Origin of the sequence: Paraburkholderia sp. IW21 (genome assembly GCF_041321145.1) — a bacterium.
Classification (GTDB): Bacteria; Pseudomonadota; Gammaproteobacteria; order Burkholderiales; family Burkholderiaceae; genus Paraburkholderia.
Window position 1 is genome coordinate 277,073 of the sequence record NZ_JBGGWA010000001.1, and the last position, 25,643, is coordinate 302,715.

27 protein-coding genes are annotated in these 25,643 nt (G+C 62.1%); 18 read left to right on the forward strand and 9 right to left on the reverse strand.

Annotated elements, in window-relative coordinates; translation table 11 throughout:
* The first annotated feature begins 301 nt into the window (after nt 1-301).
* Complete coding sequence (locus tag ACAX43_RS01235; RefSeq protein WP_370706602.1) at nt 302-1,474, forward strand: glycosyltransferase; 1,173 nt, start codon at nt 302-304, stop codon at nt 1,472-1,474.
* A 65-nt stretch (nt 1,475-1,539) separates the two neighbouring features.
* On the opposite strand, the gene ACAX43_RS01240 is transcribed toward ACAX43_RS01235, so the two are convergent.
* On the reverse strand, nt 1,540-2,109 hold the full coding sequence (locus ACAX43_RS01240) for a hypothetical protein (protein ID WP_370707069.1): 570 nt from the start codon (nt 2,107-2,109) through the stop codon (nt 1,540-1,542).
* A 140-nt stretch (nt 2,110-2,249) separates the two neighbouring features.
* Complete coding sequence (gene hpnA, locus ACAX43_RS01245) at nt 2,250-3,260, reverse strand: hopanoid-associated sugar epimerase (RefSeq protein WP_370706603.1); 1,011 nt, start codon at nt 3,258-3,260, stop codon at nt 2,250-2,252.
* 202 nt (nt 3,261-3,462) lie between these two features.
* On the opposite strand from hpnA, the gene ACAX43_RS01250 reads away from it, so the two are divergent.
* Nucleotides 3,463-3,756, forward strand: coding sequence for an acylphosphatase (locus tag ACAX43_RS01250; RefSeq protein ID WP_370706604.1), 294 nt, complete (start codon nt 3,463-3,465; stop codon nt 3,754-3,756).
* Between the two features lie 111 nt (nt 3,757-3,867).
* Here the strand turns inward: ACAX43_RS01250 and egtD are convergent, their stop codons facing one another.
* Entirely contained in the window at nt 3,868-4,848 is a 981-nt protein-coding gene (gene egtD / locus ACAX43_RS01255; protein WP_370706605.1) for an L-histidine N(alpha)-methyltransferase, read from the reverse strand.
* A gap of 561 nt (nt 4,849-5,409) precedes the next feature.
* On the opposite strand from egtD, the gene rarD reads away from it, so the two are divergent.
* Nucleotides 5,410-6,357 carry an EamA family transporter RarD gene (gene rarD, locus ACAX43_RS01260; RefSeq protein WP_370706606.1) on the forward strand — a complete coding sequence of 316 codons (948 nt, stop codon included), beginning with the start codon at nt 5,410-5,412 and terminating at the stop codon, nt 6,355-6,357.
* On the opposite strand, the gene ACAX43_RS01265 is transcribed toward rarD, so the two are convergent.
* From ACAX43_RS01265 to ACAX43_RS01285, 5 genes are all read right to left on the reverse strand, one after another.
* A complete protein-coding gene (locus tag ACAX43_RS01265) occupies nt 6,259-6,777 on the reverse strand; it encodes a DUF962 domain-containing protein (RefSeq protein WP_370706607.1) in 519 nt (172 codons plus the stop codon). The two genes, rarD and ACAX43_RS01265, sit on opposite strands and share 99 nt — an antisense overlap.
* A 160-nt stretch (nt 6,778-6,937) precedes the next feature.
* Nucleotides 6,938-7,309: a hypothetical protein gene (locus tag ACAX43_RS01270; protein WP_370706608.1), complete on the reverse strand. Its 372-nt coding sequence runs from the start codon at nt 7,307-7,309 to the stop codon at nt 6,938-6,940.
* 210 nt (nt 7,310-7,519) lie between these two features.
* On the reverse strand, nt 7,520-7,780 hold the full coding sequence (locus ACAX43_RS01275) for a hypothetical protein (RefSeq protein WP_370706609.1): 261 nt from the start codon (nt 7,778-7,780) through the stop codon (nt 7,520-7,522).
* Nucleotides 7,773-8,522: a DNA/RNA non-specific endonuclease gene (locus ACAX43_RS01280; protein ID WP_370706610.1), complete on the reverse strand. Its 750-nt coding sequence runs from the start codon at nt 8,520-8,522 to the stop codon at nt 7,773-7,775. Before ACAX43_RS01280 ends, ACAX43_RS01275 begins: the two co-directional genes overlap by 8 nt.
* 334 nt (nt 8,523-8,856) lie before the next feature.
* On the reverse strand, nt 8,857-9,216 hold the full coding sequence (locus ACAX43_RS01285) for a DUF3564 domain-containing protein (RefSeq protein ID WP_370706611.1): 360 nt from the start codon (nt 9,214-9,216) through the stop codon (nt 8,857-8,859).
* 382 nt (nt 9,217-9,598) lie between these two features.
* Between ACAX43_RS01285 and ACAX43_RS01290 the strand changes: the two genes are divergently transcribed.
* Entirely contained in the window at nt 9,599-10,570 is a 972-nt protein-coding gene (locus tag ACAX43_RS01290) for an IclR family transcriptional regulator (RefSeq protein ID WP_370706612.1), read from the forward strand.
* 68 nt (nt 10,571-10,638) lie between these two features.
* Here ACAX43_RS01290 and ACAX43_RS01295 read toward each other — a convergent pair whose 3' ends face one another.
* The gene (locus ACAX43_RS01295) at nt 10,639-11,712 is read right to left on the reverse strand and encodes a porin (RefSeq protein WP_370706613.1); all 1,074 of its coding nucleotides are present in this window, start codon (nt 11,710-11,712) and stop codon (nt 10,639-10,641) included.
* Nucleotides 11,713-12,151: 439 nt separating this feature from the next.
* Here ACAX43_RS01295 and ACAX43_RS01300 point away from each other — a divergent pair, with 439 nt between their 5' ends.
* Genes ACAX43_RS01300 through ACAX43_RS01365 form a run of 14 tightly spaced genes read left to right on the forward strand, consistent with a single transcriptional unit; the run spans nt 12,152 to nt 25,547 of the window.
* Entirely contained in the window at nt 12,152-12,466 is a 315-nt protein-coding gene (locus ACAX43_RS01300) for a non-heme iron oxygenase ferredoxin subunit (protein ID WP_370706614.1), read from the forward strand.
* Between the two features lies 1 nt (nt 12,467).
* The gene (locus ACAX43_RS01305; RefSeq protein ID WP_370706615.1) at nt 12,468-12,779 is read left to right on the forward strand and encodes a recombinase-like helix-turn-helix domain-containing protein; all 312 of its coding nucleotides are present in this window, start codon (nt 12,468-12,470) and stop codon (nt 12,777-12,779) included.
* Between the two features lie 49 nt (nt 12,780-12,828).
* A complete protein-coding gene (locus ACAX43_RS01310; RefSeq protein ID WP_370706616.1) occupies nt 12,829-13,923 on the forward strand; it encodes a Rieske 2Fe-2S domain-containing protein in 1,095 nt (364 codons plus the stop codon).
* The gene (locus ACAX43_RS01315; protein ID WP_370706617.1) at nt 13,916-14,692 is read left to right on the forward strand and encodes an SDR family oxidoreductase; all 777 of its coding nucleotides are present in this window, start codon (nt 13,916-13,918) and stop codon (nt 14,690-14,692) included. Before ACAX43_RS01310 ends, ACAX43_RS01315 begins: the two co-directional genes overlap by 8 nt.
* Before the next feature lie 26 nt (nt 14,693-14,718).
* Complete coding sequence (locus ACAX43_RS01320) at nt 14,719-15,246, forward strand: cupin domain-containing protein (protein WP_370706618.1); 528 nt, start codon at nt 14,719-14,721, stop codon at nt 15,244-15,246.
* A gap of 53 nt (nt 15,247-15,299) precedes the next feature.
* Complete coding sequence (locus ACAX43_RS01325) at nt 15,300-16,190, forward strand: alpha/beta fold hydrolase (RefSeq protein WP_370706619.1); 891 nt, start codon at nt 15,300-15,302, stop codon at nt 16,188-16,190.
* Entirely contained in the window at nt 16,191-17,078 is an 888-nt protein-coding gene (locus tag ACAX43_RS01330) for an IclR family transcriptional regulator (RefSeq protein WP_370706620.1), read from the forward strand.
* Nucleotides 17,075-17,872 carry an SDR family oxidoreductase gene (locus ACAX43_RS01335; RefSeq protein WP_370706621.1) on the forward strand — a complete coding sequence of 266 codons (798 nt, stop codon included), beginning with the start codon at nt 17,075-17,077 and terminating at the stop codon, nt 17,870-17,872. The genes ACAX43_RS01330 and ACAX43_RS01335 overlap by 4 nt, the downstream gene beginning before the upstream one ends.
* Nucleotides 17,865-19,523: a thiamine pyrophosphate-binding protein gene (locus ACAX43_RS01340; RefSeq protein ID WP_370706622.1), complete on the forward strand. Its 1,659-nt coding sequence runs from the start codon at nt 17,865-17,867 to the stop codon at nt 19,521-19,523. The genes ACAX43_RS01335 and ACAX43_RS01340 overlap by 8 nt, the downstream gene beginning before the upstream one ends.
* Nucleotides 19,516-20,346, forward strand: coding sequence for an aspartate dehydrogenase (locus tag ACAX43_RS01345; protein WP_370706623.1), 831 nt, complete (start codon nt 19,516-19,518; stop codon nt 20,344-20,346). Before ACAX43_RS01340 ends, ACAX43_RS01345 begins: the two co-directional genes overlap by 8 nt.
* Before the next feature lie 40 nt (nt 20,347-20,386).
* Complete coding sequence (locus ACAX43_RS01350; protein ID WP_370706624.1) at nt 20,387-21,877, forward strand: aldehyde dehydrogenase; 1,491 nt, start codon at nt 20,387-20,389, stop codon at nt 21,875-21,877.
* A gap of 17 nt (nt 21,878-21,894) precedes the next feature.
* A complete protein-coding gene (locus ACAX43_RS01355) occupies nt 21,895-22,860 on the forward strand; it encodes a VOC family protein (RefSeq protein ID WP_370706625.1) in 966 nt (321 codons plus the stop codon).
* Complete coding sequence (locus ACAX43_RS01360) at nt 22,853-24,118, forward strand: NAD(P)/FAD-dependent oxidoreductase (protein ID WP_370706626.1); 1,266 nt, start codon at nt 22,853-22,855, stop codon at nt 24,116-24,118. Before ACAX43_RS01355 ends, ACAX43_RS01360 begins: the two co-directional genes overlap by 8 nt.
* A 25-nt stretch (nt 24,119-24,143) precedes the next feature.
* A complete protein-coding gene (locus ACAX43_RS01365) occupies nt 24,144-25,547 on the forward strand; it encodes an MFS transporter (protein ID WP_370706627.1) in 1,404 nt (467 codons plus the stop codon).
* The last annotated feature ends 96 nt before the right edge of the window (nt 25,548-25,643 follow it).

Below are 25,643 nucleotides of genomic sequence, written 5' to 3' on the forward strand. Positions count from 1 at the left end.
TGTCTTGAGCCCCGGCGACGCGCCGGTACAGCAAAACCAAACGCGCATTCTAACGCTATCAGGCCGGCTTTGCTCTGGCGCGCCCGCCCAGGTGCTGGGCCGGTGTCGCGGCCGTGGGGCCGCCACCCGGCATCCCCTTCATGACGCATGCGGCAATGATTACACGCTGCACCGGTTTGGCGGAACCCTTAAACTACGTGGTCTTGCGGCGTACGTTTGCGCCCGCTTTACAGAAAGGTTTCGAGGCTCGCTGGTGCGCGGTGCGCCGCTCGCGTGCGCGTTCAATCGAGGGTCATGCTGAATGGCGGTAGTCCTGTTTCTTCTTTCGTGTCTTTCCCTGCTGATCTGGTGCGTGTTGCTGTTCGCTCGCGGCGGGTTCTGGCGGGCGCGTCCCGCTGCGCCGCTCACCCTCGAAGCGCGTGAAGCGTGGCCGGCGGTCGCCGCCGTGGTGCCGGCCCGTAATGAAGTCGACGTGATTGCCGAGGCGGTCACCACGCTGCTTCAGCAGCGCTATGAAGGCGAATTCCACGTGATCGTCGTCGACGACCACAGCACCGACGGTACCGCCGACGCCGCTCGCGCGGCCGCGTTGCAGCTGCAGTGCCCGGATCGCCTGACCGTGCTGAGCGCGAAGCCGCTGCCGCCCGGTTGGTCGGGCAAGGTGTGGGCGCAATCGCAAGGCATCGAGGCGGTGCGCACGCTCGGCTTGCCTGCCGATTTTCTGCTGCTCACCGATGCGGACATCGGCCATCCCGCTGATGCCGTCGCGCAACTCGTCGCCCGGGCGGAGGCGGAAAAGCGCGACCTCGTCTCGCTGATGGTGCGCCTGCGCTGCGATTCGTTCTGGGAAAAGGCGCTGATCCCGGCCTTCGTGTTCTTCTTCGCCAAGCTGTATCCGTTCGCATGGGTGAACAACCCGCGCAATCGCACCGCGGCGGCGGCGGGCGGCTGCATGCTGGTGCGGCGCAGCGCGCTCGAGGAAGCGGGCGGCATCGAGTCGATTCGCGCCGAGCTGATCGACGATTGCAGCCTCGCCGCGCGTATCAAGCATCGCGGCACGGGGCGTCATCCGATCCGTCTGGATGTGGCGGCGCGTAGCGTGTCGCTGCGTCCGTACGATAGCTGGCGTGAGATCTGGAACATGATTGCGCGCACCGCATTCACCCAGCTGCATTACTCACCCCTGCTGCTGGCGGGCACGCTGGTGGGCATGACGATCATTTACCTGATGCCGCCTGTGGCCGCCTTGGTGCTGGGTCCTCTGGGCTGGCCCGCGTGGCTTGCGTGGGCGGCCATGTGCTGTGCTTATGCGCCCATGCTCAGCTACTACCGGCGTTCGCCGCTGTGGGCGCCGTTTCTGCCGCTGGTCGCGTTGTTCTACGTCGGTGCGACGTTCGCGTCGGCGGTGCGCTACTGGCGCGGTAAGGGCGGCCAATGGAAGGCGCGCGTGCAGGCGCCGGTGCAGGAGCGCTAGCACAGCGGTTGTGAAGCATTTGTCAGATGAAAAAAACGGCGCTCACCCGGGCGCCGTTTTTTTCGTCACCCCTTGGTGAGCAGCATGTACAGCTGAATCACCATGTCGGGCGAGAAGGTGAACGGCACCCAACCGTGGCCGGTATGGCGCATGACCAGCAGACGGTCGCCATTCGACTGTTTCTGCACGGCCATGACGGGATTCTTGGTCGACACGAAGCGCCAGCCAGGTGGGATGCCCGGGGGCGGCTCCGGCGTCATGGAGGCGCGCGCGTTCGACAATTCCTCGATCAGTTGCCCGATTTGCTCAGCACGCAGCGCGACCATCTGGCCGCCGATCGTCATCGTGATCTCGTTCCGCGCGGGGCGGTTGATTTCGAGCGTGGGTTGGATGCGAACTGCTGGTTCTTCGGCAGGCGTCGATGCCTGGTCCGCTGCGGCTGCCGCCTCTGCTTCCGTTGCAACCGCTTCGCCTTCGGCTTTGGATTCGCACGTGACGACGTGATCCACCGGCGCTTCCTGCGCGGCGGCTTGTGCGGATGTTTCGGGGATGTTTTCGGCCTGCGGGGCCACGACAGCCTGGATGAGCTGATCGACGCCCACTTCCAGCGCGCCGAGCTGTTCGTGAAGGTTCATGCGAGGTTTCTCTGGTAAGACCCACGATTTTACCTGCTGCGCGTAGGCTTTTACCTGCCGCAAACCAAGTGACGTTGTAACAAAGTGCGTGCAGGCCACGCCGGATCGCCAGCGCGGGCCGGCCTGACTCCATGCACGCTTCAGGGCTTTAAATACCCGGCTTGCCTGAACCATTCGATCGCATCGCTCAGGCCCTCGCGATACGGCCGCGCGCGATAGCCGAGCTCGCGTTCTGCCTTCGCCGACGTGAAATACATCTTGTTCTTCGACATTTTCAAGCCGTCGACGGTGACGAAGGGTTCGCGCTTCGTGAACCTGGCGACCGCTTCGGCGCCCATGGCGAGCGGATAAAGCGGCCAGCGCGGCAGACTCAGCGTCGGCGCCTTGCGGCCGGTCAGCGCCGCGATATCCGCGAGCATTTGTTGCAGCGGCAGATTTTCGCCGCCGAGAATGTAGCGCTCGCCGATCTTGCCTCGTTCGAGCGCCAGAAAATGGCCGGCGGCGACGTCGTCCACGTGCACGAGGTTCAGCCCCGTATCGACGAACGCCGGAATCTTGCCGAGCGCCGCTTCGACGATGATGCGCCCGGTCGGCGTCGGCTTGACGTCGCGCGGACCGATCGGTGTGGACGGATTGACGATCACCGCGGGCAGGCCGTCCTCGGCGATCATCCGCTCAACCGCACGCTCGGCCAGCACCTTGCTGCGCTTGTACACGCCGATCGCCTGGTCGGCCTTGAGCGGCGAGGTTTCATCCGCGGATTGGCCGGAACGGGTGACTTTCAGCGTCGCCACGCTGCTCGTGTAGACAATACGTTCGACCCCTTCCTTCAGCGCCGCGCGCATGGTCGCCTCGGTGCCTTCGAGATTCGAGCGCTCGATTTCGCTCGGGTCCGGCGCCCACAGGCGATAGTCGGCGGCCACGTGCAGCAGATAGCGCACGCCGCGCAGCGCGTTGCGCATCGACGCTTCGTCGCGCATGTCGCCGACGACGATTTCCGCATCCAGCGACTCGACGTTTTTGCGCGAACTGGTGGCGCGCACCAGCACGCGCACCTTGAAACCCTTCTGTTGCGCGATGCGCGCCACCGACGAGCCGACGAAGCCGGAAGCGCCGGTCACGAGCACGAGATCGCGATTCTGTTCGGTCATTCTCTTTCATTCCCTGCGTGACAGTCGACGGATTGTACGTGTCGCGCGCGCCGTGTGTCGCGGTGGGCGGCTTAAGCGTGCAGAGCGTGAACTAGGCGCGGCCGAGCAATCTCGCGGCGACGCGATTAGAATGCCGGCTTGAAAGATTTGCGTTGCATGGATCGACGCGCACGCGTGCATGATCGACAGAGGAGAGGACGGCATGGCCCCGGATCTGGATCAACGGATCGAAACGTATTACGTGCGAGTGCGCGGCACCGTGCAGGGCGTCGGCTTTCGCCACGCGACGGTGCGGCAGGCGCACGCGCTCGGTATCAAAGGATGGGTGGCGAATCTCGACGACGGTTCTGTAGAAGCGATGTTGCAGGGTTCGGCCAATCAGGTCGATCGGATGCTGTCGTGGCTGCGTCATGGGCCGCCGGCGGCGCGTGTGACCGAGGTGGCCGGCGAGGAGCGCGCAACCGGAAAACGTTACGAGCGTTTCGAGCAGCACTGAGCGAATGGACCCGGCGCAAAAAAAGGCGACGCGCCATCACATCGATAGCGCGTCGCCTTGCCGTTTGTGGGTCTTTGCGTGTCCGGCTCGCGGCCTCGTAGCACTTGGCGCTTATCGCGCCACCAGCAAGCTCTCCGCAAAGCCCCATTCATCTTCGATCCATTGATGGCTGCACACGAAGCCCGCATCGTCGGCGATCGCGGGCATCTCGTCCGCACGATATTTGTGGCTGCTCTCGGTCCAGATCGTTTCGCCCGCTTTGAGCGAGACCGTCAATTGCGCGGCGCCCACGTGCGCGGTGATATCGCGCCTGGCGCGCAGATGCATCTCGATGCTGCGCGCGTCCGGATTGAAGCGCGCGACGTGTTCGAACGCATCGAGCGGAAAGTCGCCGTCGAGCTCGCGATTGATGCGCGCCAGCAAATTCAGATTGAACGATGCGGTTACGCCGATCGAATCGTCGTAGGCGGCCACGAGTACCGGCGTCGGCTTGAGCAGATCCGTGCCGAGCAGCAACGCGTCGCCGGGCGCGATCATGTTGCGGATATCGCGTAGAAAACGCGTTGCCGCGAGTCTGCCGAAATTACCGATCGTACTGCCAAGAAACAGCACGAGTAACCGTTCGTCCGCCGCGCGGTTCTTACTCACTTCGGCGAGGCCGGCCAGGTAATCGCGTTCATACCCGACAATCGAAATCCGCTCGATGTCGCCGAGTTCGCGCCTGCACAACTGCAATGCGCTGCGCGAAATTTCAATCGGGCAGTAAGAAGTGGGGCGCTTTTTACACAGCGCTTCCAGAATGCGCCGCGTTTTACGGCCGCTGCCGCTGCCAAGTTCGGCGACGGTCACGTCGTGCGGCAAGTGCGCGACGATGTCCGCTGCGTGCTTCGCGAGCAGCCGCTCCTCGGCGCGCGTCACGCCGTATTCGGGCAGTACGGTGATCACTTCGAACAGCGCGGAGCCTACTTCGTCATACAGATACTTCGACGGCAGCTCTTTCTGCGGCGCGTGCATGAGGCCGGCGCGGACGTCGGCGGCGAAGGCGGCGCGCAGCTCAGGTGCTGCTTCGTGCGAGAGGGCTGGCTGGGTCATGCTGGCTCCAGGAGTCACATTCGATGAGCGGGATTGCTGGCCGGGCGGCGGCATGCGCGGTGAAACGAGGGTGACGCATGCCGTGGGAAAGAAGGGCTGGCTCGGTCCGCGTGGACTGCCTTTGCCGGCCCGGCGCACTGATGTTGCAAATGACAATTGCAAATGATGACGGCAACGGATGTCTTTTCAGATGACGTTGCAAACGGTGTCGCTGGACTTTGTAGCAAGATTCGCGCTTGAGCGACCGCACGGAAGGTTGCCGACGTTGCAGCGCCGGATTTGCCCGTGCGCATGAAGTTATGTTCTAGTGCATCGCCGCGCGATGCGCACGGAATAAATTGCTGCTTGCGGCAAGGTATGTTCGGGCACGTTGGCGGAGAACCCGTCTAGAATGCCCGCTTGCGTCACATATCGAAGATAAAAATGCAGCGCTTAATCCGTACTGCCTGCTTGTGAGACACCACTTCTAATGACAACAACTCAGGCCGCGCAGCCGCATGCCGCGCGGCACACCCCTGTATTTGCATTGCACGTCGAAACGCTCACGTAACGGACCGGGCAATGAACCAGTATGACCCAAAACGCGGTATCGCGTTGTCAGTCGGCGCGGCCGCGATGTTTGCATTGCTATCCGCCTACGCCAAGCTGCTTGCGCCGTTGAGCGGCCTCGACATTTTCGCGTGGCGTGTCGTGTGGACCGTGCCCGGCGCGCTGTTGCTGATCGTGTTGCGCAAACGACAGCCCGTTCTCCGGCAACTTCTTTACCGCATGGTGGCGAACCCGAAACTCGGCGCGGCGATGGTTGTCAGCGCGGTTTTGCTAGGCGCGCAACTGTGGGTGTTTCTCTGGGCGCCGCTGCATGGCCGGATGCTTGAAGTCTCGCTCGGCTATTTTTTGCTGCCGCTGGTCATGGTGCTCGTAGGTCGCTTTTATTATCACGAGCGTCTCGATGGTTTGCAGTGGCTAGCGGTTATCTGTGCCGCTTTGGGCGTCGCGCATGAACTGTGGATAACGGGCGCGTTTTCGTGGCCGACCTTGCTCGTCGCACTCGGTTATCCACCGTGTTTCGTGCTGCGCCGCAAAATCAACCAGGATTCGCTGGCGATGTTCACGGTGGAAATGGCGCTGCTGTTGCCGGCAGCGATCGTGTTCGTCATCAGCGGCGGCTCGCTGACGACGATCGGCGGCCGTCTCGACATGTGGTGCCTGCTGTTGCCGGGCCTCGGCGCGCTCAGCACCCTTGCGCTGGCTTCGTATCTCAAGGCGAGCCGTTTGCTGCCGGTTGCGTTGTTCGGCATCCTCGGCTATATCGAGCCGGTGTTGCTCGTGCTTGTCTCGATCACGTTGCTTGGCGAGACGCTGAGCGCGGCGCAGTTAGCCACGTATATTCCGATCTGGATTGCGGTCGCGCTAACGGCATTGCATGGAGTGCGTCTCGTTCGCCTCGATCGCTTCACGCAACGCGGGTCGCCAGCCAAGACCGAACAACGCTTCAGCGAGGACGAATAGCGGCCCGATCAGCAGGCCGATCATGTCGTCGACAAAGGCCGGCTTGCGATGCTCGTATGCCACGTGGCCGATGAACTGAAACACCCAGCCGATCACAAAGAGACCGATACCCGAACCGAGCCACGTCAACGTCGATTGCCCGGCGAGCCACTGTCCGCATGCGACGCACAACGCCGACACCCCTGCCATCATTACGCCGAGCGGCACGTCGAGCACGAGGTAATAGACGGTGGCCGCGGTGAACAACACCCACGCGGGCGACAACGCGAACGGCAGCGCGCCGACACTGAAAGCGGGCCGGCTCAACAACACGGCCAATGCCAGCACGATCATCGGAATGCCGATGAAATGCGTGGCGATATTGCGCCGGTCACGATGGTAGGCCGCGTATTGCGTAAGCTGTTGCGTCAGCGTTCTCATGGATGCCGCTCCTCGGTCGAAGTCAGCATAATCGAGATCAGCGTCCATGCGAAGCGCCCATAAAAAAAGGCGAGTCGTGAGACTCGCCCTCCCTGAACGGCACAGTCGGCTTCGATTAACTACGCATGCGTGGCCGGTGGGTGCCGAAACCGTCCACGTGTTATTGCGTTTTCGTCGTGTCGGTCATTGCGCCGTCGGCTTTTACCGGGCCAGTGCTGGCCTCTTTCGTGCTCGCCGTTTTGGTCTTCTCTGCGCTTGATTCCACAGCGGTCTTCTTGGTGGCTTTATGCATCTTTGCCGTGTGAGCGGCGGAAGTCTTTTTCACATGCGCCTTCGTGGCGGTCTTCGTCGGCGCTTTCGCTGCGGCGGTGCCTTCGTCAGTAGCGCCCGTTTGCGCGGCGGTGCTGGCCTTCAGATTCGCTTGACCGGCGGGCTGCGTTTGCATGGGCTGCGCGGCCGAGGGGGCGGCGGTTTGTGCGAATGCGGTCGACACGAGCAGAGCGGAAGCGAGAGCGGCGAAAAGCGTCTTCATGGTGTAACTCCTGGTTTAACCGGTTGATTCTTGTGTCGCAGCTGAAATGTTTCAGCGCTGCCGGTTTAACGTTGGGCGGAGGACAGGAGTTGACGGCGCTCTGGTGACAAAACGTAACGGCTGAAACATATCGGGGTCCTGATTCAGCCTGAGACGGGCGAGGCGGCGCAAACGTATCCCGCCTCGATCCGGCAACGATTCCGTGACGCGTTACTGAAAGGGGTTCTGCACGACGCCCGGTTTCGCATCCGGTTCGTCCTTCACCTTCGCCGGCAGGTTGGTTTGCGCCTGCAGTGCAGCCACCACCGCATCGACCGCTTCTTTCAGCGCGAGCGCCGCCTTCAGCCCGCGCTGGTCTTGAGTCAACGCCAGCGTTCCGTTCAGCACGACGCGTGTGGTGCCGTTGCTGACCGTGAGGGCATCGCCCTGGATGTTGAGCACGTCGTCATCGTTCGAATAGGGTTTAAACACCTTTTAGTCCTCCCGGTCGCTGGTCTTTGAGGTTCTCCGGAATGCCCGGAAAACGGATGCCCGATGCCGCCTCGAGTTCGTGGATCGTCTTGATGTCGTAACGATTGGTCGAGACATTGTCCACCATCACTGCGAACGCCATCTGCCGGGACGGCACGTAGACGACCTTGAACAATTGCGTCGGCACGAAGACGCGTGTCGGTCCGATGGTTTGCAATTGCCGGCCGCTGAAAATCGGCCCGGTGACCACATACGTATCGTCGTACGACATCGAAATCTTGCGCACCGATGTTTCGATGCGCGCCCACAAACGCTGATTGTTCTCGCGATTTTGCGGCACGACGTTGGCAAGCGAAAACGATTGCGCCATCGCTTCCTGATTCCAGCGATTGCCCGCCGGACTCATATGACCGCGATCGAAACCGCTGCGCTTATAGTCAGCCAATGTTGCGCCTTCGCCGTCGGGCAAACGCGCGTCTTCGAAGAATTTGTTGGTGCGCACCATGTCTTTGGCGGCTTCGATATGGTCGCGCGTCAGGTGCTCGGCGGACCACAGCGGACCATGTGTAATACCCGAATGCAGAACCGCGAAATCGCTGTAGCAAAGCATGCGCGTTTTCGGCGCCATCTTCTGATTGCTCAGAACCGGCCATTGCGCATTTGGGGTGAACTGGGTGCAGGAAGGCGCTGCGCTCGCGTGAGCGGCAACGGCGAACAACAGACAGGCAAACCACTTCTTCATGTGTCAGTCAGTCGAGAGATGGGCGCGCAAGTATAGCGTCGCGAGCCCGTTTCGAGCGACGTGAAATGAATGTGCGCAGGGCACGGGGTGATGAAAATGAAGCGAGCGCATGAAGCGCCCATACCGCGGCGCCCAAAAAAAAAGGGGCCGCCTTGCGGCGACCCTAATGCGTGGACTTCCGACTCTACGCACGCAAACTTAAGATGGGCTTAAGCGCGCGGAAAGCGGAGGATGATGTGTGTGCTGGCGTACGAACTCCCGCACGCCTTCGCCCGCGCACTGGCGGCGCGATTTGCGTGATTGGGCGTTCCGGCCGACAAGAAAGCGCTGAAACCTAATTGTCGAATACGCTGTTTTCGGCGCGCACGTTTTGGCGGTCGACGGCTTGCAAACGCCAGAAGCCGCTCGTCGGCGCACGCGTGGGCAACGCTGTCCATGCTGCCGCACCTTGCGCCGCGCTAACGCGTTGCTTGCGATCGACATGCAATCCACGCAGCGTGCACAGCGGTGCGTCCGCACTCGGCGCACACAGGGTGGTCACGCCGTTCTCGTCGTGTAACTCGCCCCAAGGGGGCAGATCGATCCCTTGATGCGCTTCCCTCGACCACCGGTGTTCTTCGGTGTCGAGCCATAGCACAGCGTAATCGTGGTTGACGGTGGGATCGGAACCGTTAATAAGGATGGTGAGTCGCATGGCAGTTCCGTACAAATTGCGAAGTATTGCTTTATCAGTCTATGCCGCAACGCGCGTTATGCAAGGCAAAAGGTACGACGAGTTCCGCAGCGCCGCCGCGGGCATACGGACGACGTCGCCGCGGGCGGCGACGATACCCGCGCTTACGCGAGATCCACCGAGCCCGTCAAATCGCCAAGCGGCGCGAGTCGGCCAGGGTACGTGCGCGATGTGAACCGTGCAGCCCGGATCAAGATGCGAATCTCGGCAACCCGGATCTGGATGGCATCGGACATAAGCAGGGCGTCCGGATGCCTCGCGATGGCTCTTGATAGATGACCGCTCCTTGCTTCGCGCTATCATGCTGATCTGTATCCGATGAACAGCAGAAACGGCAGCCAAGATGGCAAAAGAAGAGCAGACAGGAGCGGGACGCAAGCATGCGAGGGCACGCGGTGCGACGGCGTCGACTTCGCAAGACGATGCGGTGGTGTCCCACGTGGACGGCACCCACTCCTCCGATCCCGCCGATGAAGAGAGCACCGGCGGATCGACCTATCTCGTGCCCGGGCTTGAGCGCGGTCTGCGCATCCTCGCCGAGTTCAGCGCGCGTGAGCCAATCCTGGGCGCACCCGAATTGTCGAAGCGCATCGGCATTCCACGCACCACCACCTTCCGTCTATTGCAAACGCTCGAAGCGCTCGGCTTTCTGGAACGCGTGAACGGCGACCGCTATTTCCGTTTAAGCGTCGCGGTGCTGCGGCTCGGCTTCGAGTATCTGAGTTCGCTCGAACTGACCGACGTCGGCACACCGATTCTCGAACGCTTGCGCGACGCGACCGGCCTCAGCACGCATCTGCTGATCCGCGATCAGCGCGACGTGGTGTTCGTCGCCAAAGCGCAGACGCATGAGCCGATGTTCAGTTCGGTGAAGGTGCATGTCGGCACACGCTTGCCCGCGCATGCGACCGTGCATGGCCAGGTGTTGATGGGCGATTTGAGCTTCGAGGAATTGCGTCAGCTCTATCCTGAAGCACAACTCGAACGCTTTACCGAACGCACGCCGGCAACGGTCGAAGAACTGTATGGACGAGTGCGCGAAAGCGCCGCGCTCGGCTATGCGTTGAGCGAAGCGTCGTTCGAGCGGGGGATTTCGGTGGTGAGCGCGCCGGTGCGGGATCAGAGCGGCAAGATCGCCGCAGCGCTGACTGTCACGATTCCGCGTTCGGATATCGGTGAAGCCGAAGAACGCGAACCGCTCATCATCGCGGTGTGCGCGGCGGCGCTCGAACTGTCCGAACGTCTCAGCTATCGTCCGCGGCCCGACGATCCGACTGCGGCTCAGGCACGCCGCAAGCCGGTCGCGGCCCACTAATTCCGCTTATGTGCAACGGCCCGGCTGTTTTCACAGCCGGGCCGTTTGCTTGACTGCTTTCGTTCCCATCAGAACGAGTGGTGAATGCCAGTCAGGAGAATAGTCTGGTTCCGGTTGCTCGACACACCTGCCGTAAAGAACGCGGCATCCGTATTCGAGCCCGCGCGCTCATACAGCGCATTCACATACAGCTGCGTCGACTTCGACAGTGCGTAGATATCGCCGATCTCGAACTGGGTCCAGCGATGGCCTGCCAGGGTGGTCGTCGCGGCGCCGCCCGCGACGGTGTTGAACGGCGTGAACTGGTAATTCGCGCCGACGTCGTAGCTCTGATACGTGTCCGAGTGCCCGGTCGATTCCAGCTTCACGCGCGTGTACAGACCATGCACCAGCAGCTTGCCGAACTGGTACGACGCGCCCGCGCCCATGTTCTCGACCTTGCCTGCGGCGTAGTTCGCCGACGCCACACCCTGGAAGTTGGTGATGCCGGTCGTCACGATCGACGGCGTACGGTCATGCTCGTTCGCATAGGTCGCACCGGCCTTGAAAGGACCGTTCGCATAGCTAAGTGCAAAGCTTAGCGTCTTGCCGGTCGAGAAGTTGGTCGTGTTGCCGAGACCCATCATCGCGCCGACCGAGAAACCGTTGAAACTCGCCGAACGGAATTTCACTGAGTTGTCGAACGGCACCACCCCGGTGTCGGCGAGTTCGTCGATGTTGCCCGGGTGGAACGCGTACCAGCTCGCAGCCTGATAAGCCGTGCTCAACGGCCCCAGCACGTCGAAGCTGAACGGCGTCTGATGACCCAGTGTCAGCGTGCCGATCTTGTCCGAACTTAAGCCCACGAACGCCTGGCGATTGAACAGCGTGCCGGCCTTGGCGAAGTTACCCGTGTTCGTGTAGAAGCCGCTTTCCAATTGGAAAACCGTCTTCAGACCGCCGCCCAGATCCTCGACGCCCTTCAGGCCCCAGCGGTCAGGCTGCATGTTGCCCTGTTCCTCGATCCATTTCGAATGGCCACCCGCATTGCTGATATACGCGACGCCGGCATCCAGGCTGCCGTATAGCGTCACACTGCTCTGTGCCCATGCGCCAGTCGTTGCGCAGATTGCCGTCAAGCCGGCCGCGATGATGTGCTTCACCGTTGGTTCTCCTGATCACACGACGGATAGCTCGCGCCGATTCGTCGTCCCTGATCCTTGCTTTGGGTTGAATGCAGCTTTGGGTTTATGCGCCAAAACTGCTACGTTTTATGTTCCACCTATGGGCGTTTGTATCGCCTATGGAAAAGTATAGTGATTCTCGGCGTGGTCAAAATAAATTTTCGGACCCCGTACAAACCCGTATGAAGGGCTCGGCATTTGTCTGAAAATTATGGGCAAACCCAAGCCCGTAAAGGGTTGCACGCACGCGAGCCCATTCACGCCAAAACCCGCAAAGCTGTGTTCTGAACGCCACAGTCGGTGTTTTCCCCTACCAGCCCAGATTTTTATTTTCTCTGGGCAAAGCCAATCCTATAATTATCCATACACGAACTGATGTTCCTTATATGGAACATAAGGCTTCAGGAGAAGGCGAGAAATGACTGATCAATGGCGCTGCGCCGGCCATGCCGGCGACCTGTCCGAAGACGCGCCGCTCGAGTTCAAACTCGACGGCACCGAAATCGGCATCTACAAGGTGGGCGATGCGCTGTACGCGCTGGAAAACGTCTGCCCCCATGCGTACGCGTTGCTGACGCAGGGCTTTGTCGACGGCGACACCGTCGAATGCCCGCTGCACGAAGCCGTGTTCCATATCCCGACCGGCAAATGCCTGAAAGAGCCCGGTGGCCGCGACCTGAAGATGTACTCGGTACGTCTCGCCGGCGAAGAAATCCAGATCAAGGTGGAATGACATGCGAGAGCAAACCGTGAACTTCAATCCCTTCCTGAAGCCGTGGCTCGCGCCGCAGCCGAACAACGTCGCCGGCAAGGGCGTGATCGAAAAGCCGGGCGAGACCGAAAACTTCATCTGGCAAACGCGTAAGGCTGAGCCGACCCAATACGAAAACGACTTCGGCGACGCGCTCGAAAAAGTTTTCGAAGCCGGCGCTGTGGAGTTGCAGGAAGTCGTCGACGGTTTGAATGACGTTGGGTTCCGCACGCCGGAAGGCAATGCATGGGACGCCGACCGCCTCGCCGCCGAATTCCGTCTGCTCGCCGAATAAGCGCGCTTTCCCGAACACGTTTTATCGCTTTCGTATCCGGAGTCTCTTCATGACGTCCCCCACTACAACGACACAAGCCGCTGACCCGATCCAGTCCTACCTGGATAAAGGCTTGCGCAATTACTGGTATCCCGTTGCACCGAGCTGGCAAGTCGGCGACGCGCCGATCGGCATCACGCGCCTCGGCGACCAGATCGTGCTGTGGCGCGACAAGGAAGGTAAGGTCCGCGCGCTCGAAGACCGCTGCCCGCATCGTGGTGCGCGTCTCTCGCTCGGCTGGAATCTCGGCGGCAGTGTTGCGTGCTGGTATCACGGCATCGAAATCGACGGCGCCGGCACGGTGACCAAAGTGCCGGCTGTGTCGAACTGCCCGCTGGAAGGCCAGAAATGCGTGAAGTCGTATCCGGTTGAAGAACACGCCGGCGCGATCTTTCTGTGGTTCGGCGACGACGCTCATAAGGAACCGGCGCCGCTCGTGCTGCCGGAAGAACTGGTCGGCGAGGAATACGCGAATTTCCTGTGCATGTCGAACTGGAAGTGCAATTACCAGTACGCGATCGACAACGTAATGGACCCCATGCACGGTGCGTATCTGCACGCGACGTCGCACTCGATGGCCGAAGGCGACAAGCAGGCCGACATGCGTGTGCGTAAAACCGAAACCGGTCTGATGTTCGAAAAGGTCGGCCAGCGTGATGTGAACTTCGACTGGGTCGAGCTCGGCGAAACCGGCACGCTGTGGATGCGCCTCGCGATTCCGTACAAGAAGAAGTTCGGCCCGGGCGGCAACTTCGGGATCATCGGCTTCGCCACACCGGTCGACGAAGACAACTGCCAGGTTTACTTCTGGCGCACGCGCAAGGTGTCGGGCTGGCAGCGCGACGCATGGCGCTTCATGTATCGCAACCGTCTGGAAGCGCTGCACTGGGCCGTGCTGGAACAAGACCGCTATGTTCTCGAAAGCATGGCGCCGAATGCGCGCGAACACGAATTCCTCTATCAGCACGACGTCGGCATGACGCGTGTGCGCCGCATGTTCCGTCAGCGCGCGCAGCAGCATTTCGCTGAACTGGATGCGCATCGTGCTCAAGCCGCACAGGCCGGCACCGCGCAAAACGAAGCAGCGGGCCACAGCCATGCATAACGAAGCGTCACCGGCATTGTCAGCACTCAAAGGCCGGCGCGTCCTCGTGACGGGCGGCGCGCGCGGTCTCGGCGCGGCGTTCGTTCGCTCGCTGGTGCAAGCCGGTGCGCAAGTGGTGTTCGGCGACGTGCTGCATGACGAAGGCCGGGCTCTCGCTACTGCGCTGGTTGCGCAAGGCCACGCGGTGACGTACCTGCCGCTCGATCTCGCCAACCCCGCCAGCATCAAGCAGTGCGCGGATCAGGCTGCGGCGCAACTCGGCGGCCTCGACGCACTGATCAACAACGCGGCGATCACCAACTCCGGCGGCAAGTTCGCTGACGAGTTGTCGGTCGATACGTGGGACGCCGTGATGAACGTCAACGTCCGTGGCACCTGGCTGATGAGTACGGCCGCGCTGCCGTATCTGCGCGACTCGGGCCGCGGCAGCATCGTCAACATCGCTTCCGATACAGCGATGTGGGGGGCGCCTAAGCTGCTGGCGTATGTCGCGAGCAAGGGCGCGGTGATTTCGATGACCCGTTCACTGGCGCGCGAATTCGGCGCGCACAACGTGACGGTCAACGCGATCGCACCGGGTCTCACCGAAGTCGAAGCGACCGCCTACGTGCCTGCCGAGCGTCACCAGTATTACCTGCAAGGCCGCGCGCTGACGCGCGCACAAGTGCCCGACGACGTCACCGGGCCGGTGCTGTTCCTGTTGTCCGATGCCGCGCGCTTCGTGACTGGCCAGTTGCTGCCGGTCAACGGCGGCTTCGTGATGAATTGATCTTGTCGAATCGTAAGGAGAAAGAGATGGCGGACGCCGATATCGAACGCAAATCGTGGGACCAACCTGCGGACGCGAGCTTTGCACAGTGGCTCGACAGCCGCGTCGCGCGCCTGGAAACGCGTCGCTATGACTGGGACGCGCTGAAGTTTCAGGCCGACTACGACCCGAAATATCGCCGCGCGCAAATGCGCTATGTCGGCACGGGCGGCACGGGCGTCGCGAAAGACATGAATACGGTGCCCGCAGGCGGCTTCACGTTCTCGACCATGGTGATCCCGGCCGGGAACATCGGCCCGAGCCATATTCATATGGATGTCGAAGAAATTTTCTTCGTGCTGCGCGGCAAGATGAAAGTGATCTGCGAGAAAGACGGCGAAACATGGGAAGCCGTGCTTGGCGAACGCGATCTGATTTCGGTGCCTCCGGGCGTGTATCGCACGGAAGTGAACATCGGTGAAGAAGACGCGCTGATGTGCGTGATGCTCGGTGCAGCCAAGCCGATTACGCCGACGTATCCGCCGGATTCGCCTTTGGCCAAGCTCAAGCGCTAAGCCATTGGTTACGAGTTACCAGCGCCGTTTTGAAAACACCCGCGAAGGAAATCATGTCCGCAGTCCCATCCGCTACCGCCGATCAGAACGCCACGCTCGAAGCGCGTCTCGCGCGCTTTCCGGCGCAGCAGATCGGGCTGGCCTCGCAACGCGCGGTGAGCTATCGCGAAGTGGATAGCGCAGAAAGCGAAGCGCTGCCGCTCGTGTTGCTGCACGGTATCGGGTCGGGCGCGGCGTCGTGGGTGCAGCAATTCGAAGTGCTGGGTGAGAGGCGCCGTGTACTGGCGTGGGATGCGCCGGGGTATGGCGCGTCCACGCCGGTAGAGGCCGATTCGCCGGCAGCCAGCGATTACGCAGCTGTATTGAAGGCGTGGCTTGACGCACTCGGCATCGAACGTTGCGTGCTGCTCGGCCATTCGCTCGGCGCGATTATCGCCGGCGCGTTTGCTGCGGCCCATCCGCAGCGTGTGGCCGGTTTGTTGTTGTTGTCGCCGGCTGGCGGCTATGGTGCCGCATCCCCCGAGGTGCGCAATACGAAACGCAATCAACGTCTTGCGATGATCGAAGCGCTCGGTCCGCAAGGCCTTGCCGAAAAGCGCAGCACCAATATGGTGTCGGCTCACGCCAGCGACGAAGCGAGCGCATGGGTGCGCTGGAACATGTCGCGCGTGATCCCGCATGGCTACGTACAAGCCACCCATTTGCTCGCCAACGCCGATCTTGCAAGCGACCTCGCGCGCTTCAAAGGCCGCATCAGCGTTGCAGTCGGCGCTGAAGACACCATTACGACACCCGAAGCCTGCGAGCGACTCGCCCTGGCCGCGGGCACCCAATTGCAGGTCGTGCCACGCGCGGGGCACGCCGGCTATATCGAAGCATCCGCCGCGTACACCGCGATCATCGACGCGTTCTGTCGCGCGAGCGACGGACAACGGAGCCAATGAATGACGCCCGACACGATTAGCACCGAGCGCGACGCGGACGACGACCACAACGACACCGGCAGCGATGTCAGCTACCGGGTGCCGGGTCTCGAACGCGGTCTGAAGATTCTCACGGCGTTCTCGCCACGCGAGCCGGTTCTCGGCGCGCCGGAATTATCGAAGCGCCTGAAGATTCCCCGCACGACGGTGTTCCGTCTGCTGCAAACGCTCGAATCGCTCGGCTTTCTCGAGCGTGCCGACAAGGACCGCAACTATCGCCTCGGCGTGGCGGTGCTGCGGCTCGGTTTCGAATACCTCAGCTCGCTCGAATTGACCGACCTCGGCTTGCCGATCATCGAAGCACTGCGTGACGACACCGGCCTCACGAGCCACATCGTGATTCGCGATGGTCGCGATGTCGTGTTCGTCGCCAAGGCGCAAAGCCATGCGCCGATTTTCAGCTCGGTGAAGGTGAATGTCGGCACGCGTCTGCCGGCTTATGCGACGACGCACGGCCAGGTGCTGATGGGCGACATGACGCTCGACGAGTTGAAGAAGCTCTATCCCGAGCCGGAACTCGAACGCTTCACGAAGCAAACGCCCGCCACGATCGACGACCTGTATGAACGGATTCGCGACGACGCCAAGCGCGGTTTCGCGATCAGCGAGTCGTCGTTCGAACGCGGCATTTCGGTGGTCAGCGCGCCGGTGCGCAACGACACGGGCCGCATCGTCGCCGTCATCACGACGACGATTCCGCGTCACGAGATCGATGCATCGCTGCTCGACAGCGGCCTGATCGACAAGGTCCGCCGCTCGGCTGACGAACTGTCGCAACGGCTTAACTATCGGCCGGCGAGTGGTCCGAACGCGGGCTCGAAATACATGAAGGCATTGGGGCTCAAATGATTCAAATCGACTTGACCGGGCAGGTGGCGGTGGTGACGGGCGGCTCGTCCGGCATCGGCCTCGCGACTGCCGAACTGTTTCTGCGGGCCGGCGCATCCGTTGCGATCTGCGGTCGTGACAGCGAACGTCTCGCGCAAGCGGAAGCCGTGTTGAAGGCGCAGTTTCCTGACGCACAACTGCTCGCGCAAACCTGCGACGTGCTCGACGCCGACGAAGTGAACGCCTTCGCCCACGTGGTGCAAACGCGTTTCGGCCGCACCGACATGCTGGTGAACAACGCCGGCCAGGGCCGCGTATCGACCTTCGCCGACACCACCGACGACGCCTGGCGCGAAGAGCTCGACCTCAAGTACTTCAGCGTGATCCGCCCCACCCGCGCGTTCCTGCCGATGCTGCGCGACGCCGCTAACCCAGCAGTGGTCTGCGTGAATTCGCTGCTTGCGCTGCAACCGGAGCCGCACATGGTCGCGACCTCGTCGGCGCGTGCCGGCGTGCTGAGCCTGATCAAATCGCTCGCGGTAGAACTCGCGCCACAACGCATTCGCGTGAATTCGATTCTGATCGGCATCGTCGAATCGGGTCAATGGCGCCGCCGTTACGCCACGCAAGCGCAGCCGGGCCAGAGCTGGGAAGACTGGACCGCCGAACTCGCGCGCAAGAAAAACATTCCGCTAGGCCGCTTCGGTCGCCCCGAAGAAGCCGCTCAAGCGCTCTTTTACCTGGCTACGACGCTGTCGTCCTATACGACGGGCAGTCACATCGATGTTTCTGGAGGCGTTGCACGACATGTCTAACAAAACCACCGTTGGCGAGCTGATCGCCGCTTTTCTCGAGCAATGCGGCGTTCAAACCGCATTCGGCGTGATCTCGATCCACAACATGCCGATCCTCGACGCGATCCACAACCGCGGCAAGATCCGCTACGTCGGCGCACGTGGCGAAGCTGGCGCGGTGAATATGGCCGATGGCCTGGCGCGTGTGTCGGGCGGCCTTGGCGTTGCGTTCACCAGCACGGGCACCGCAGCGGGTAACGCAGCGGGCGCGATGGTCGAAGCACTGACGGCAGGCACCGCGTTGCTGCACGTCACCGGCCAGATCGAAACCGAATACCTGGATCAGGACCTCGCGTATATCCACGAAGCGCCGGACCAACTGTCGATGCTGTCGTCGATCTCGAAGGCCGCGTTCCGCGTGCGCTCGGTCGAAACCGCGCTGCCGACGATCCGCGAAGCCGTGCGTGTCGCGCAAACCGCACCGAGCGGTCCGGTCAGCGTCGAAATTCCGATCGACATTCAAGCGGCCGAAATCGAATGGCCCGTCGATCTCGCCGCGCCGCACGTCACCCCACTCACGCATTGCCGCAAGCGTGTCGCGCAATTGGCTGAACAACTGGTGACGGCAAAGCGTCCGTTGCTGTGGCTCGGCGGCGGTACGCGTCACGCGCGTGCCGCGGTCGAGCGTCTGGTGGCGTTGGGCTTCGGCGTGGTGACTAGCGTGCAAGGTCGCGGCGTGTTGCCGGAAGATCATCCGGCGACGCTTGGTGCGTTCAACGTGCATGCTGCTGTCGAAAGCTTCTACAAGACATGTGATGCGCTGGTGGTGGTGGGCTCGCGTCTGCGTGGCAATGAAACGCTGAAGTACAAGCTGGCGTTGCCCCGACCGCTGTATCGCATCGATGCTGACGCGCTCGCCGACAACCGCGGCTATCGCAACGACATGTTCGTACATGGCGACGCATCGGCCGTGCTGGAAGAACTCGCGACGCTGCTCGAAGGGCGCCTGAAGGTCGATCCGACGTTCGCACAAGACCTGGCCGCCGCGCGTGAAAGCGCTGTCGCCGATGTGGGCAAGGGCCTCGGCCCGTACAAGCGCCTCGTCGACGCGCTGCAACAGGCAGTGGGCCGCGACTACAACTGGGTGCGCGACGTCACGATCTCGAACAGCACGTGGGGCAATCGCATGCTGAAGATCTTCTCGCCGCGCGCAGGCGTGCATGCTCTTGGCGGCGGCATCGGCCAGGGCATGCAGATGGGTATCGGCGCAGCGCTCGCTGGGAACGCCGCCAAGACCGTGTGCCTGGTGGGTGACGGCGGCCTGATGGTCAACGTCGGCGAACTCGCGACGGCTGTGCAGGAAAACGCCAACGTGATGATCGTGCTGATGAACGACCAGTGCTACGGCGTGATCCGCAACATTCAGGACGCGCAATACGGCGGCCGCCGCTGCTACGTCGATCTGCATCAGCCGGATTTCGCGCAGTTCTGCGAGAGCCTGAAGCTCACGCACTACCGCATCAAATCGCTCGACCAGGCTGAAGACATGATCCGCGAAGGCATGGCGAAGACCGGCCCGGTGCTGGTCGAAGTGGACATGCTGTCCGTTGGCTCGTTCGCCACCGCGTTCGCCGGGCCACCGGTCAAGGAACAGGAGCCGGAACATGCATGAGGCCGGCTACGCAGGGCATCACGCGCCCGTCGACGTCGTCATGATCGGCTTCGGCGCGATCGGCCAGGCGGTGTACCGCTCGGTCGTCGCCGATCCGACTGTGCGCGTCTCGCACGTGATCGTGCCGGAACGCCATATGGCGTCGGTGCGTGAAGTGGTGGGGTCGTCGGTCGACGTGGTGGCGTCGGTGTCCGCGTTGAACAGCCAGCCGCACTTCGCGCTGGAATGCGCGGGGCACAGCGCATTGGTCGATCACGTGGTGCCATTGCTGAAAGCCGGCACCGATTGCGCGGTCGCGTCGATCGGTGCGCTCTCCGACATGCTGCTGCTGGACGCGCTGTCCGCTGCGGCCGATGAGGGTGACGCGACGTTGACACTATTGTCCGGTGCGATCGGCGGCGTGGATGCATTGGCTGCAGCCAAGCTCGGCGGTCTCGACGAAGTGCTGTACACGGGCCGCAAGCCACCTACGGGGTGGCTCGGCACGCCCGCGGAACAGGTTTGCAATCTGCACACGCTGACCCAAGAGCGCGTGATTTTCGAAGGCAGCGCGCGCGAAGCGGCGCGGCGCTATCCGAAGAACGCCAACGTCGCCGCGACGATTGCATTGGCCGGTCTTGGTCTGGACCAGACCACCGTGCGCCTGATCGCCGATCCGAACGTAACGCGCAACGTGCATCGCATCGTGGCGCGCGGCGCATTCGGCGAGATGTCGCTGGAAATGTGCGGCAAGCCGCTGCCGGACAATCCCAAGACCTCCGCACTGACCGCGTATAGCGCGATCCGTGCGCTGCGCAATCGCGCGGCTCGCTGCGTGATTTAAGACATTCGCTGAATAGTTGAAGCAAACCGGAACGACCGACATGACTCACTTCGATACCAGCCTCGTGCCAACCGGCGATATTTTCATCGGCGGCGAATGGCGGCAAGGGCGTGGCAACCCGTACAAAAGCCTGTATCCGGCGGATCAGTCGGTCAACATGGAAATCTCTACGGCCAATGCCGACGACGCACGCGAAGCTGTGGAAGCCGCAGATATCGCATGGCGCAAGGCGGATTGGTCGGGACTGAAGCCGCATCAACGCGCGCTGATTCTGTATCGCATCGCCGATCTGATCATGACGCGTCACGAAGCGCTCGCGCAATTGCAACGCCGCGACAACGGCAAGCCGATCGGCGAAACGCGTGTGCTGGTGGCAAGCGCCGCCAACACGTTCCGCTATTTCGCGGCCTGCCTTGAAACGCTCGACGAAGAAGTCACGCCTTCGCGTGGCGACTATCTGACGATGAGCATTCACGAACCGATCGGAGTGATCGCGGCGATTACGCCGTGGAATTCGCCGATTGCTTCCGATGCACAAAAGCTCGCTCCGGCATTGGCAGGCGGCAATGCAGTGGTGTTGAAGCCGGCTGAGGTCACGCCGCTGGCCTCTTTGGCGTTGGCTCGCATCTGCGAAGAAGCGGGTGTGCCGAAGGGCGTCGTCAGCGTGTTGCCGGGTAAAGGCTCGGTGATCGGCGATGTGCTGGTGCGCCATCCGCTGGTCAAGAAAGTGTCGTTCACGGGCGGCACCGAAGTGGGTCGCGGCATCGCGCGCATTGCAGCGGACAAGCTGATGCCCGTCTCGCTGGAACTCGGCGGCAAATCGCCGACCATCGTGTTCGACGACGCTGATCTCGATCATGCAGTCAACGGCGTGCTGTACGGCATTTTCAGTTCGTCGGGCGAAGCGTGCATTGCAGGTTCGCGCCTGTTCGTGCAGCGCTCGATTTACGACGCCTTCATGAAACGTCTCGCTGAAGGCGCACGCAAGTTGCGCGTCGGCGATCCGTCGCGTGCGGAAACGCAGATGGGTCCGCTGATTACCGCCGCGCATCGCGAAACGGTCGAACGTTATGTCGCGCTGGGCCTAGAAGAAGGCGGCCGCCTGTTGTGCGGCGGCGAACGTCCGGTTGGCGATGGCCGCGAAGAAGGCACCTATTTCCAGCCTACGATTCTGGAAGGCCTGACGAATGACGCCCGCATCTGCCAGGAAGAAATTTTCGGCCCGGTACTCGTCGCCATGCCGTTCGACGACGAAGCATCGCTGCTCAAAGAAGCCAACAACAGTGTGTTCGGCCTCGCGGCCGGCATCTGGACACGCGACTACAAACGCGCCTACCGGATCGCCCGCGCGCTCGAAACCGGCACCGTATGGATCAACACCTACAAGCTGTTCTCGATCTCGACGCCGTTCAGCGGCTGGAAAGAGAGCGGCCTGGGACGCGAGAAGGGCCGACTCGGCATCCGCGAATACATGCAGCAGAAGAGCCTCTACTGGGGCTTGAACGACGCGCCGCTGGCGTGGGCGAACTAATACGCAAGAGGCACGTGATGACGATTCTCGGCATTGAACAGATTATTTACGGCGTGACGGATCTCGCTACCTGTCGTCGGTTTTTCTCGGACTGGGGTTTGAAGGAAGTCGCGCACGATGAAACGCACGCACGCTTCGAAACGCTGAACGGCTGCACGGTTCTCGTCGTCGATGCGAACGACCCGTCGCTGCCGCCCGCTTTCGAAGAAGGTCCGACGCTGCGCGAAGTGACGTGGGGCGTGGCGACGAAAGCGGAGCTCGACGAACTGCGCGGCCGCTTTGCCGGTCAGCCGGGTCACTTCGAAACTGAGGATGCGGTTGGTTGCATCGACCCGAACGGCATGGCGATTCGTGTCGAAGTGACCCGCAAGCTTGCGCTCGATATTCACGGTTCACCGTCGAACGTGTGGGGCCAAACGCTGCGCGTCGATCAGCCGTCGCCGATTTACGAACGCGCTGAACCGGTCGAAGTGGGGCACGTCGTGTTCTTCACGAACCAACTCGCGGAACAGGAAAAGTTCTACCACGAACTGCTCGGCTTCGAAATGTCAGACCGTTATCCGGGTCGTGGCGCGTTCATGCGTTGCGCTCCGCACGGCGGCCACCACGACATTTTCCTGTTGGCGCTGCCCGGTGGTAAGCGCGGCCTGAATCACGTTGCTTTCACCGTGCGCGATATCCACGAAGTGTTCGGCGGTGGCATGCATATCAGCCGTTGCGGCTGGGATACGCAACTCGGCCCGGGACGTCATCCGGTGTCGTCGGCGTACTTCTGGTATTTCCAGAATCCGGCCGGCGGTCTGATCGAGTACTACGCCGACGAAGACCAGCTCACGCCCGAATGGCAGCCGCGCGATTTCGAACCGGGTCCGACCGTGTTCGCCGAATGGGCGATCGACGGTGGCATCGACGGCAATACGCGTCGCCAGAAAAACGCGAAGGCGCCGGAAGGCAAGTTCATGACGGAGCGCAAAAATGACTGACGCTGCTGCTGCAAAGGCTGAAGCCGCACACGCCGGACTCGAAGCGCCGCGCACGATCGTCGTGATCGGCGGCGGCCAGGCAGCGGGCTGGGTCGTGAAGACGCTGCGCAAGGAAGGCTTCGACGGTCGCCTTGTGATGATCGCCGACGAAATCCATTTGCCGTACGAGCGCCCGCCGCTCTCGAAGGCCGTGCTGGCCGGCGAAGCGGACATCGAAACGGTGCGCCTCGTGAAACCCGACGATTTCGACGCGCTGAATGTCGAAGCATGGCAGCCGGATTACGCGACGTCGATCGATCGTGAACAACGCATCGTGCGCACGCAGTCGGGCCGTGACGTGCAGTACGACCGCCTCGTGATCGCCACCGGCGGCGCGGCGCGGCGGCTGCCGGAATCCCTGGTGAAGACCTCGCACATCGCCTATCTGCGTACGCTCGACGAAGCTGTCGCGTTGGGCGAACGCCTGCGTGCAAGCAAGCGCGTGCTGGTGGTGGGCGGTGGTTGGATCGGTCTCGAAGTCGCAGCGACCGCACGCAAGCTCGGCGTCGAAGCAACGGTAGTGGAAGGCGCAGCACGTCTGTGTGCGCGCACGTTGCCGTCGATGGTGTCGGACTTCCTGCTCGACTTGCATCGCGCGAACGGCGTGGACGTGCGTCTGCATGCATCGCTTGCCACACTCGAAGATCATCCGAACGACGCCAACCGTATCCGTGCAACCTTCGCGGACGGCTCGACGCTGGACGCCGATTTCGCAGTCGCCGGCATCGGGCTCACGCCGCACACGGCCCTGGCCGAAGCAGCAGGAATCAAAGTGGAAGACGGCATCGTCGTCGATCACTTCGGCGCGACCGGCGACCCGCGAATCTTTGCCTGTGGCGACGTGGCGAACCATCCGAGCGCGTGGCTCAAGCGCCGCGTGCGGCTCGAATCGTGGGCCAACGCGCAGAACCAGGCGATCTCGACAGCAAAAGCCTTGCTCGGCACATTCGAACCGTACGCGGACATTCCGTGGTTCTGGTCCGATCAATACGACGTGAACCTGCAAATTCTCGGCGACATTCCGGGCGATGCACAACTTGCTGTACGCGGCGATTTGCCGGGCAAACGCGCCACGCTTTTCCATCTGGAAGACGGCGCGATTCGCGGCGTGATCGCCATCAACACTCCACGCGAACTGAAACTGTCGCGCAAGTGGATGAATCAAGGCCGGACCATCGACCTTGCCACCCTGACCGACGCCTCAACGGCGCTTGCCTAACCACACCTACGGACGGCACAACGGCATGAGAACCATCGACAACACCATGGGGGACCGCAGCAGCGCCGGTGTCTCAGGCCCAGTGACCCGGGGCTCGATCATCGCGCGACTCGAGCGCTTGCCAAAGAATGCGATGCAGGTGCGCGCGCGCATACTGATCGGTCTCGCGACATTCTTCGACGGCTTCGACGTGATCGCGATCGCGGCGACGCTGCCGATCCTGATTGCGAAGTGGCATCTGACGCCGTGGGAAATCGGCTTCCTGATCGGCTCCGGTTCGGTCGGGCAGTTGATCGGCGCGTTTGCGTTCCCGTGGTACGCGGAGCGCAAGGGGCGAGTGAAAGCGATTGCGCTGAGTTCGGGAATCATCGGCATCACCAGCATTGCGTGCGGTTTTGCACCGACCTTTGCGGCGTTCGTCGTATTGCGTGTGATTCAGGGGCTGGGGCTTGGCGGCGAATTGCCCGTGGCCGCGACGTACATCAACGAAATCAGCCGTGCGCATGGCCGTGGCCGTTTCGTGCTGTTGTATGAAATCGTTTTCCCGGTCGGCCTGCTCGCGTCGAATGCGTTGGGCGCCTGGATCGTGCCGCGCTTCGGCTGGCAAGCGATGTACTTTATCGGCGGTATGCCGTTGATCCTGTTCTTCGTGTTGCGCAAGCTGGTTCCGGAATCCCCGCGCTGGCTGGCTGAACGCGAACGGATGGCCGATGCCGATACAGCGGTGCATGCGTTTGAGCGCGCGGTGAAGGGTCCGCTGCCGCAGGCCGCCAATTCGGCTGAGTTCGAAGCAATGGCCAATCGTCATCCGAAGCGCCGCATGGCCGATCTGTTCGGGCCGGCGTATCTGAAGCGCACGATGGCCGTGGCGATGTTGTGGATTACGTGCGGCTTCATTCAGTACGGTCTGTCCACCTGGCTGCCGACGATCTATCGCACGGTTTATCACGCGCCCTTGCAACTGGCGTTGAATCTGGCGGTGGCGGCTTCGGTGCTGGGCGTGGTGGGTTCGCTGACCTGTGCGCTGCTGGTCGATAAGGTGGGACGCAAGCCGATTATCAATTTGTCGTTCGTGGCCTGCGCGTTGTCGTTGTTGCTGGCTGGTGTTTTCCACGCTTCGTCGGTGTATGTGGTGGCGACGTGCTGCGCGTTCTCGCTCGGCTTCCTCGCGTGCGGTTTTATCACGGCTTATGTGTACACGCCGGAGCTGTATCCGACCAGCATCCGTGCGATGGGTTGCGGTGTGGGCGGCGCATGGCTGAAGGTGGCGGCGATTTTCGCGCCGGCGATCGTTTCGAAGACGATGATCGGCGGCAATCTGCAGGTGGCGTTTTATATTCTCGCGGCTGTGCCGTTCATTGCGGCGATTGCGGTGCATTTTCTCGGCATTGAGACCAAGGGGAAGGTGCTGGAGCAGCTGGAGGCTTGAGGGTGTGATGAGTTTGGTTGGCGGTTGATGTAGAAGGAGCGCAGTGGCAGGACGGCAAAGGGCACACCGGGTGGTGTGCCCTTTGCTTTTTGAGCG

Bases quoted from the DNA above. Each gene is read 5' to 3' on its own strand.
- ACAX43_RS01235 (WP_370706602.1), top strand. From the start codon at position 302: ATGGCGGTAGTCCTGTTTCTTCTTTCGTGTCTTTCCCTGCTGATCTGG.
- ACAX43_RS01240 (WP_370707069.1), bottom strand. From the start codon at position 2,109: ATGAACCTTCACGAACAGCTCGGCGCGCTGGAAGTGGGCGTCGATCAG.
- hpnA (WP_370706603.1), bottom strand. From the start codon at position 3,260: ATGACCGAACAGAATCGCGATCTCGTGCTCGTGACCGGCGCTTCCGGC.
- ACAX43_RS01250 (WP_370706604.1), top strand. From the start codon at position 3,463: ATGGCCCCGGATCTGGATCAACGGATCGAAACGTATTACGTGCGAGTG.
- egtD (WP_370706605.1), bottom strand. From the start codon at position 4,848: ATGACCCAGCCAGCCCTCTCGCACGAAGCAGCACCTGAGCTGCGCGCC.
- rarD (WP_370706606.1), top strand. From the start codon at position 5,410: ATGAACCAGTATGACCCAAAACGCGGTATCGCGTTGTCAGTCGGCGCG.
- ACAX43_RS01265 (WP_370706607.1), bottom strand. From the start codon at position 6,777: ATGAGAACGCTGACGCAACAGCTTACGCAATACGCGGCCTACCATCGT.
- ACAX43_RS01270 (WP_370706608.1), bottom strand. From the start codon at position 7,309: ATGAAGACGCTTTTCGCCGCTCTCGCTTCCGCTCTGCTCGTGTCGACC.
- ACAX43_RS01280 (WP_370706610.1), bottom strand. From the start codon at position 8,522: ATGAAGAAGTGGTTTGCCTGTCTGTTGTTCGCCGTTGCCGCTCACGCG.
- ACAX43_RS01285 (WP_370706611.1), bottom strand. From the start codon at position 9,216: ATGCGACTCACCATCCTTATTAACGGTTCCGATCCCACCGTCAACCAC.
- ACAX43_RS01290 (WP_370706612.1), top strand. From the start codon at position 9,599: ATGGCAAAAGAAGAGCAGACAGGAGCGGGACGCAAGCATGCGAGGGCA.
- ACAX43_RS01300 (WP_370706614.1), top strand. From the start codon at position 12,152: ATGACTGATCAATGGCGCTGCGCCGGCCATGCCGGCGACCTGTCCGAA.
- ACAX43_RS01305 (WP_370706615.1), top strand. From the start codon at position 12,468: ATGCGAGAGCAAACCGTGAACTTCAATCCCTTCCTGAAGCCGTGGCTC.
- ACAX43_RS01310 (WP_370706616.1), top strand. From the start codon at position 12,829: ATGACGTCCCCCACTACAACGACACAAGCCGCTGACCCGATCCAGTCC.
- ACAX43_RS01315 (WP_370706617.1), top strand. From the start codon at position 13,916: ATGCATAACGAAGCGTCACCGGCATTGTCAGCACTCAAAGGCCGGCGC.
- ACAX43_RS01320 (WP_370706618.1), top strand. From the start codon at position 14,719: ATGGCGGACGCCGATATCGAACGCAAATCGTGGGACCAACCTGCGGAC.
- ACAX43_RS01325 (WP_370706619.1), top strand. From the start codon at position 15,300: ATGTCCGCAGTCCCATCCGCTACCGCCGATCAGAACGCCACGCTCGAA.
- ACAX43_RS01330 (WP_370706620.1), top strand. From the start codon at position 16,191: ATGACGCCCGACACGATTAGCACCGAGCGCGACGCGGACGACGACCAC.
- ACAX43_RS01335 (WP_370706621.1), top strand. From the start codon at position 17,075: ATGATTCAAATCGACTTGACCGGGCAGGTGGCGGTGGTGACGGGCGGC.
- ACAX43_RS01340 (WP_370706622.1), top strand. From the start codon at position 17,865: ATGTCTAACAAAACCACCGTTGGCGAGCTGATCGCCGCTTTTCTCGAG.
- ACAX43_RS01345 (WP_370706623.1), top strand. From the start codon at position 19,516: ATGCATGAGGCCGGCTACGCAGGGCATCACGCGCCCGTCGACGTCGTC.
- ACAX43_RS01350 (WP_370706624.1), top strand. From the start codon at position 20,387: ATGACTCACTTCGATACCAGCCTCGTGCCAACCGGCGATATTTTCATC.
- ACAX43_RS01355 (WP_370706625.1), top strand. From the start codon at position 21,895: ATGACGATTCTCGGCATTGAACAGATTATTTACGGCGTGACGGATCTC.
- ACAX43_RS01360 (WP_370706626.1), top strand. From the start codon at position 22,853: ATGACTGACGCTGCTGCTGCAAAGGCTGAAGCCGCACACGCCGGACTC.
- ACAX43_RS01365 (WP_370706627.1), top strand. From the start codon at position 24,144: ATGAGAACCATCGACAACACCATGGGGGACCGCAGCAGCGCCGGTGTC.